The organism is Burkholderia sp. B10, from assembly GCF_004368385.1.
GTDB classification, from domain to species: domain Bacteria; phylum Pseudomonadota; class Gammaproteobacteria; order Burkholderiales; family Burkholderiaceae; genus Burkholderia; species Burkholderia vietnamiensis.
This window is the reverse complement of sequence record NZ_PQMX01000134.1, coordinates 1-7,073: the sequence shown is the minus strand read 5'-3', so window position 1 is coordinate 7,073 and position 7,073 is coordinate 1. Positions and strand designations below refer to the sequence as shown.

Genomic DNA, 7,073 nt, shown 5'->3' with positions numbered 1-7,073 from the left:
CCCCACCCCCGCGCTACCCTATCGATCCCCGCGTCAACGCCACCGCGCCACCGCGCCGCCACCAGCCTCGAACCGATCGATGACCCGCATCCGCAACCACCTGAACACCGCGCAGCTCCACGCGTTCGTCTGCGTCGCGCATCACAAGAGCCTGCGCGCCGCCGCGCGCGAGCTCGGCGTCACGCAGCCCGCCATCACGCATACGATCCGCGAACTCGAAACCGCGCTGAACGCCGAGCTGCTCGTGCGCAGCGTGCGCGGCGTCGACCTGACCGCGTGCGGCCATGCGCTGCTGCCGCGCGCCGAGCAGCTGCTCGGCGACATGCGCCGCACCGTCGAAGCCGTCGAGCAGGTAAAAGGCGAGATGTCGGGCCGCGTCGCCGTCGGCACGATGCCGTCGATCGCGCTGACCGCGCTGCCGCACGCGGTCACCGCGTTCCGCCGCGCGATGCCGAACGTCAGCCTTCATCTCGAGGAAGTGACGGTGCCCGACGCGCTCGCGCAGCTGCACAACGGCACGCTCGACATCGCTGCGATGCACCATGTGCCCGCGCTCGACCGCGAATTCACGCAGACGCCGCTGCTGTCCACCGAGTTCACCGTCGTGATGCGCGACGGCCACCCGCTCGCGCACGCGCGCCGTTTAGAGGATTTACTCGACGCGGAATGGATCGTCACCGTCGGCGCCGAGCAGTTTCCGCACAGCGTGATGATGGCGATGTTCGAGGCGCGCGGCCTGCCGCTGCCGAAGCGCCTGCTGCGTTCGCCGATGTCGTTCGCGGTGACGCTCGGCCTGGTCGCACGCTCCGACGTGATCGGCTGCTTCACGCGCCCGCTGGCCGCCATGGTCGCGCCGCTCGGCATCCGCACGGCCGATCTCGACGAAACCATGCCGCGCTTCGACCTGTCGATCATCGCCCGCCGCGACCTGCTGCCGACGCCCGCCGTGTCGCAATTCGTCACATGCCTGCAGCGCGCGGTCAACGAAACGCTAGGCTGAATCGTTCCTTGCTTTGAAACGGCCGCATCGCGCGAGCGCGGCCGTCCGGGCCGGTATCGGGGCATGTCCTAGGCGCCCTGCCGGTATTTTGTCTTGATAATCTTGCGCACGTCGCGCGCCCGCATCGGGCATGCGAAACGGACCGTCCGACGCGAAGCCGCGCCGGGGCGAACGCTTACGGCGCGGCACAACCGCGCACCCATCGAACAAAACGAGGAGTCACCGAGTGAAAAAGATTCTTGCGGCTGTGACCGTGGCCCTGCTGGCCGTATCGGCCGGCACTGCATACGCGAAGGACTGGTCGACCGTACGCTTCGGCGTCGACGCAAGCTACCCGCCTTTCGAATCGAAAGGCGCCGACGGCAAGGTGGTCGGCTTCGACGTCGACCTCGGCAACGAGATCTGCCGCCGCATCGCCGCGAAATGCGTGTGGATCGAGAACGACTTCGACGGGATGATCCCGGCGCTGAAGGCCCGCAAGTTCGACGGCGTGCTGTCGTCGATGTCGATGACCCCGGCCCGCGAAGAACAGATCGCCTTCTCGGCGAAGCTGTTCAACACGCCGACGCGCCTCGTCACGAAGAAGGGCGCGGGCCTGCTGCCGACGGCCGAATCGCTGAAGGGCAAGACGATCGGCGTCGAGCAAGGCACGATCCAGGAAACCTACGCGAAGACGTACTGGGCGCCGAAGGGCGTCACCGTCGTCCCGTACCAGAACCAGGACCAGGTCTACGCCGACCTGATCTCGGGCCGCCTGAACGGCGCGCTGCAGGACGCCGTGCAAGCCGAAATCGGCTTCCTGAAGACGCCGCGCGGCGCCGGCTTCGATTTCGCAGGCAAGGACCTCGACGATCCGAAGACGCTCGGCAACGGCGCGGGCATCGGCCTGCGCAAGGAAGACACCGACCTGAAGACGAAGATCGACGGCGCGATCGCCGCGATGCGCAAGGACGGCACGTACGACAAGATTGCGAAGAAGTACTTCGATTTCGACGTGTACGGCAAGTAACAACGCGCAACGCGCGCTTTGCAGCCGCGCAGACGGGCTCCGCAAGGAGCCCGTTTTTTTTGCGCCGGCGCGGCGCAAGGCTGCGCGAACGCTCGCGCGGGACGCGCCCCGCGGGCGCTTGTTTTCGCGCCAAGCCGATGATTCGCAACGGAAAACGCGATACCGCCGACGCGGTTTGATAGCTTCGCGCAAGGCAACGTACAATCGACCTTCCACGCATACCGGATCATTCGCGGCTGCGCCGCCTTCCCCCATCATGCAAACGCAGACCCATCCGCTGATTTCCCCCGCCATCGGCACCGAACGTCAGATCACGAGCTTCCACTACGGCCCGCGCGGCGGCAAGAAGGTCTACATCCAGTCGTCGCTGCATGCGGACGAACTGCCCGGCATGCTGGTCGCCACGCTGCTGCGCCGCAAGATCGCCGCGCTCGAGACGGCGGGCAAGCTGCGCGGCGAAGTCGTGATCGTGCCGGTGCCGAACCCGATCGGCCTCGCGCAACACGTGTTCGGCGATCACCTGGGCCGCTTCGAGCTCGGCTCGATGCAGAACTTCAACCGCAATTTCCACGATCTCGCCGCGCTCGTGCTGCCGCGCATCGAAGGCCGGCTGACGGGCGACGCGCAGCGCAACGTCGCCGCGGTGCGCACCGCGATGCGCGAAGCGCTCGACGAGCAGAAGCCGCGCACCGAGCTGGAATCGCAGCGGCTCGCGCTGCAGAAGCTGTCGTTCGACGCCGACATCGTGCTCGACCTGCACTGCGACAACGACGCGGTCATGCACCTGTACACGAACCCCGACCTCTGGCAGGACGTCGAGCCGCTGGCGCGCTATCTGAATGCGCAGGCGTCGCTGCTGGCGCTGAATTCGGTCGGCAATCCGTTCGATGAAATCCACAGCTTCTGCTGGTCGGATCTGCGCGACCGGTTCGGCGATCGCTTCCCGATCCCGAACGGCGCGATCTCGGTCACGGTCGAGTTGCGCAGCGAACGCGACGTGTCGTACGAGTTGGCCGAGCACGACGCGCAAGCGATCGTCGACTATCTGACCGAACGCGGCTTGATCGACGGCACGCCGGCGCCGCTGCCGCCGCTCGCGCACCCGGCCACGCCGCTCGCGGGCACCGATCCGCTGGTTGCGCCGGTGTCGGGCGTGATCGTGTTCCGCACGCCGGTGGGCGCGTGGATCGAGGCCGGCCAGGAAGTGGCCGACATCGTCGATCCGCTGACCGATCGCGTGATCACGCTGAAGAGCAGCGTGTCGGGCGTGCTGTACGCGCGGCAGGTCGTGCGGTTCGCCACCGCCGGAATGGAAGTCGCGCGCATCGCCGGCGCGACGCCGATCCGCAGCGGCTCGCTGCTGTCGGCCTGAGCGAACGGCCCGCGGCGCTATCGCCGCGTGCATCGACGAAATCGCCCGCTTGCGCGGGCGATTTGCTTTTCGGCTCAGACGAATGCGACCGATGCCCCGGCGCAGCGGCCGGGCAGCGGCCGACGTGCTGTCGACGCTCAGAACGCCGGCACGATCGCGCCGCCGAAGGTCCGGTCGATGAACTTGCGCACGTCGTCCGATTCATAGGCCGCGACGAGCTTCTTCACCCACGGCTTGTCCTTGTCCTGCGCGCGCACCGCGATCAGGTTCGCATACGGGCCGCGCAGGTCCTCGATCGCGATCGCGTCCTTCACCGGCGTGAGCCCGGCCTTCACTGCATAGTCGGTGTTGATCGACGCGGCATCGAGGTCGGGCAGCGCGCGCGGCAGTTGCGCGGCATCGAGCTCGACGATCCTGATTTTCTTCGGATTCTCGGCGACGTCGAGCGGCGTCGCGTTGACGCCGTTCGTGCCGACGCCCGGCTTCAGCTTGATCACCCCGTACTTCTGCAGCAACAGCAACGCGCGGTTGCCGTTCGACGGATCGTTCTGGATGCCGACCTTCCCACCTGCCGGCAAGTCCTTCAGCGCTTTCAGCTTTTTCGAATAGAAGCCCATCGGCGCGGTGTAGGTGAGCCCGACGTTGACGATCCGGTAGCCGCGCTGCTTGATCTGGCTGTCGAGAAACGGCTGGTGCTGGAAGCCGTTCGCGTCGAGGTCGCCGGCGTCGAGCGCCGCGTTCGGCTGCACGTAGTCGTTGAACTCGATCACCTTGATCGCGAGGCCCTCGCGTGCGGCGACTTTGGTCACCTCGCTCCAGATCTGCGCATCGGGGCCGCTCATCGTGCCGATCTTCAAGGTCTGCGAATCGGCGTGCGCGCCGGATGAGGCAAAGGCCAGCGCCGCGGCAAGCGCGCCGAGGCCGGTCAGGATCGAACGTCGCATGGTGTGCTCTTGTCCCGTTTCGTGATGGAGCGCGCATCGTGGCACGCCCGCGCAGCGGCACCAACCAAGCTTATTTCATGTGCATATTCCGGAGAGCGATGGAATGACGCGCGCGTTCGGCATAACCCGTGGCGCGATCGCGCGGGAGCGACTGTGGCATCAGAACCACATATTCGTCAGATGACAACGCTGTCACATTCATTAAGTGGTTCGTCGATAAAGTTGCCGCCGGTCCGTGAGAGCGCCCATAGAGAGCGCCGGAGCCGCAACTGTAAAAGCCCTTTACTCGCTCGGAGAATCCTTTGAACAAGAAACTGTTGACCATCGCCATCCTGGCAGCAACGGCCGGTACCGCCCACGCGCAAAGCAGCGTCACGCTGTACGGCGTGATCGACGCCGGCATCAGCTACGTGAACCACAGCACCAAGAGCTCGACCGCGGCCGGCAGCAAGCTGTTCAAGTTCGACGACGGCATCGCGCAAGGCAGCCGCTGGGGCCTGCGCGGCACGGAAGACCTGGGCGGCGGCCTGAAGGCGATCTTCGTGCTCGAAAACGGCTTCAGCGTCGGCACCGGCGCGGCCGGTCAGGGCGGCGCGATGTTCGGCCGCCAGGCTTACGTCGGCCTGAGCCAGACGCAGTACGGCACGCTGACGTTCGGCCGTCAGTATTCGTTCTCGACCGACATCCTCGGCTCGTCCTACTCGACGGGCGGCAACACGGTCGCGGGCAACTACGCATACCACGTCAACGACGTCGACCAGCTCACGTCGAGCCGCATCAACAACGCCGTGAAGTTCCAGAGTGCGAACTACTCGGGCTTCACGTTCGGCGCGTTGTACGGCTTCTCGAACTCGACCGACTTCGCGGGCGCACCGGGCACGGGCACCACGAACACGGGCGGCTCGTCGCGTGCCTACAGCTTCGGCATGAACTACGCGAACGGCCCGTTCGCGATCGGTGCGGCCTACACGGACATCCGTTACCCGAGCCAGTCGGCGCCGGCGTTCTCGACGACGATCGCGAACCTCGCGCTGTCGAACATCCGCGACCTGCGCACCTACGGCGTGGGCGGCCGCTACGTGTGGGGCCCGGCAACGGCATGGCTGCTGTGGACGCGTACGCAGTTCTCGACGATCTCGGGCGCGGGCGGCACGTTCTTCAACGCATATGAAGGCGGCCTGAAGTATGCATTCACGCCGGCGCTGTCGGCAGCGGCGGGCTATACGTACACGAACGCGACGCGCAACGGCGGCTCGGCTCACTGGAACCAGGGCAACCTCGCGCTCGACTACGCGCTCAGCAAGCGTACGGACGTGTATGGCCTGGTGATCTACCAGGACGCGTCGGGCGACGGCGCGCAAGCGGCGATCGGCTCGAGCACGAGCAGCTACTTCGGCACGTCGGGCACGAACTCGCAGAACCAGCTCGCGGTGCGCGTCGGTATCCGCCACAAGTTCTAAGGCACCCGGCCGACGGTCCGCGCGGTTCGCGGACCCCGCCGGCAAGCAGCGCCCCGCGTGCGGGGCGCTTTTTTATGCGCTTTTAAGTTTCGCTTAATTCTGGGCTGAGAGGATGCTCTCACCCCCCCTGTTGGCCGCCTGAGCATCGGCGGCTTCTTTTTTTTGAGAACCACTACGGCACCGCCAGCAACTGCTCACAAGACAGGATCGGAGGCCATGATGATCGAAGATACCGTTTTCAGCCATCTGCACGCGATTCTGACGCGCCAGCATTCGCTCCCGGTCCAGAGCTGCCGCGTGTCGGTGGAAATGCTGCGGCCGTGGGGTCGCCCGTACCGGCTCGTCGAATGGACGATGCACCTCGACGCGCCCGCGCGGCGCCAGATCGTGCCGGCCGAATCGACCGACGAACAGATCGCCGAAGTCGTCGCGTCGCACGTGCCGGGCCGCCTGTACGGCGACGGCCGGCTGCAGTTCTGACGCCCGCCGAGGCCGGTTGCGCCGCGCGCTTGGGTCGTGCGGCACTCGGTCCCGTTTGACGGGGCAGCGAAGTCTGCTACGCTGCGCGTTTTCGTCCACGCAACACACGATGGAAAACGCATTCAACGAACGCGGCGTGACGATCACGCGCAACGGCCTGTCGGCCGCCGGGCAGGTCTTTCCGCTGCGTGACATTCGCAACGTCGACGTCGTCAAGATTCCGAAAAATCGTCTCGTACCGTGGCTGATCTCGCTGATCGGCGCGGCCGTCGCCGTGGCCGGCGGTATCGGCGCATCGAGCGCCGCGCTGGTGGTCGGCGTGATGCTGGTCGTGGTCGGCTATCTCGCCTGGACCACGCAGGACGTCACGTACCGGCTGATGGTCGAGACGCCCGACGGCAAGCGCGAAGCGCTGTCGAGCGTCGATGTCGAATTCGTCGAGCGCGTCGCCCGCACGGTGCGCGACGCACGCGCCGCCACGGCCGCCGGCTGATTTCCGTTGGGCGCGCCGAGCGCCTACTATGAAACGAGCGGCACGCCGCCGCATCGTTCGAGGAGGTCGGCATGAACGCCCAATCGCTGTCCGGCATGTTGCGCGCGCAGGAGCTGCTGCTCGTGTCGATGATCCGCGCGCTGCCGCCGGATACACGCAGCGCCGTCGTCGATCTCTATGCGGAGCAGCTCGCGTTCGCCGAGCAAGGCGGGTTCGAAGGTCATGGGGATCGTGCGACGCACGAGGCGTTCATCGCGCATGCGCGCAACCTGTTGATTCGGATCGAATCGTTGGCGTAGTGGGGCGGGCGGATGG

At 66.4% G+C, this 7,073-nt stretch carries 8 protein-coding genes; 7 read left to right on the top strand and 1 reads right to left on the bottom strand.

Annotated features, from left to right (window positions below; genetic code table 11):
• Positions 1-79: 79 nt before the first annotated feature.
• From C3Y15_RS30800 to C3Y15_RS30790, 3 genes are all read left to right on the top strand, one after another.
• Positions 80-1,000, top strand: coding sequence for a LysR substrate-binding domain-containing protein (locus tag C3Y15_RS30800; RefSeq protein ID WP_011880969.1), 921 nt, complete (start codon positions 80-82; stop codon positions 998-1,000).
• 226 nt (positions 1,001-1,226) lie between these two features.
• Positions 1,227-2,009, top strand: a complete 783-nt coding sequence (locus C3Y15_RS30795) for an ABC transporter substrate-binding protein (protein ID WP_011880970.1) — start codon at positions 1,227-1,229, stop codon at positions 2,007-2,009.
• A gap of 256 nt (positions 2,010-2,265) precedes the next feature.
• Positions 2,266-3,381: a succinylglutamate desuccinylase/aspartoacylase family protein gene (locus tag C3Y15_RS30790; protein WP_011880971.1), complete on the top strand. Its 1,116-nt coding sequence runs from the start codon at positions 2,266-2,268 to the stop codon at positions 3,379-3,381.
• A gap of 137 nt (positions 3,382-3,518) precedes the next feature.
• Here the strand turns inward: C3Y15_RS30790 and C3Y15_RS30785 are convergent, their stop codons facing one another.
• Positions 3,519-4,325: a MetQ/NlpA family lipoprotein gene (locus tag C3Y15_RS30785; protein ID WP_034193379.1), complete on the bottom strand. Its 807-nt coding sequence runs from the start codon at positions 4,323-4,325 to the stop codon at positions 3,519-3,521.
• A 302-nt stretch (positions 4,326-4,627) separates the two neighbouring features.
• Here C3Y15_RS30785 and C3Y15_RS30780 point away from each other — a divergent pair, with 302 nt between their 5' ends.
• The 4 genes from C3Y15_RS30780 to C3Y15_RS30765 all read left to right on the top strand — a co-directional run bounded on the left by C3Y15_RS30780 (position 4,628) and on the right by C3Y15_RS30765 (position 7,057).
• Positions 4,628-5,785, top strand: coding sequence for a porin (locus tag C3Y15_RS30780; RefSeq protein ID WP_011880973.1), 1,158 nt, complete (start codon positions 4,628-4,630; stop codon positions 5,783-5,785).
• A 219-nt stretch (positions 5,786-6,004) separates the two neighbouring features.
• Entirely contained in the window at positions 6,005-6,265 is a 261-nt protein-coding gene (locus tag C3Y15_RS30775) for a DUF2866 domain-containing protein (protein ID WP_011880974.1), read from the top strand.
• Positions 6,266-6,374: 109 nt separating this feature from the next.
• The gene (locus C3Y15_RS30770) at positions 6,375-6,758 is read left to right on the top strand and encodes a DUF6232 family protein (RefSeq protein WP_011880975.1); all 384 of its coding nucleotides are present in this window, start codon (positions 6,375-6,377) and stop codon (positions 6,756-6,758) included.
• Positions 6,759-6,829: 71 nt separating this feature from the next.
• Positions 6,830-7,057 (top strand): hypothetical protein, encoded by a 228-nt coding sequence (locus C3Y15_RS30765; protein WP_011880976.1) that lies wholly within the window; start codon positions 6,830-6,832, stop codon positions 7,055-7,057.
• Positions 7,058-7,073: the final 16 nt, after the last annotated feature.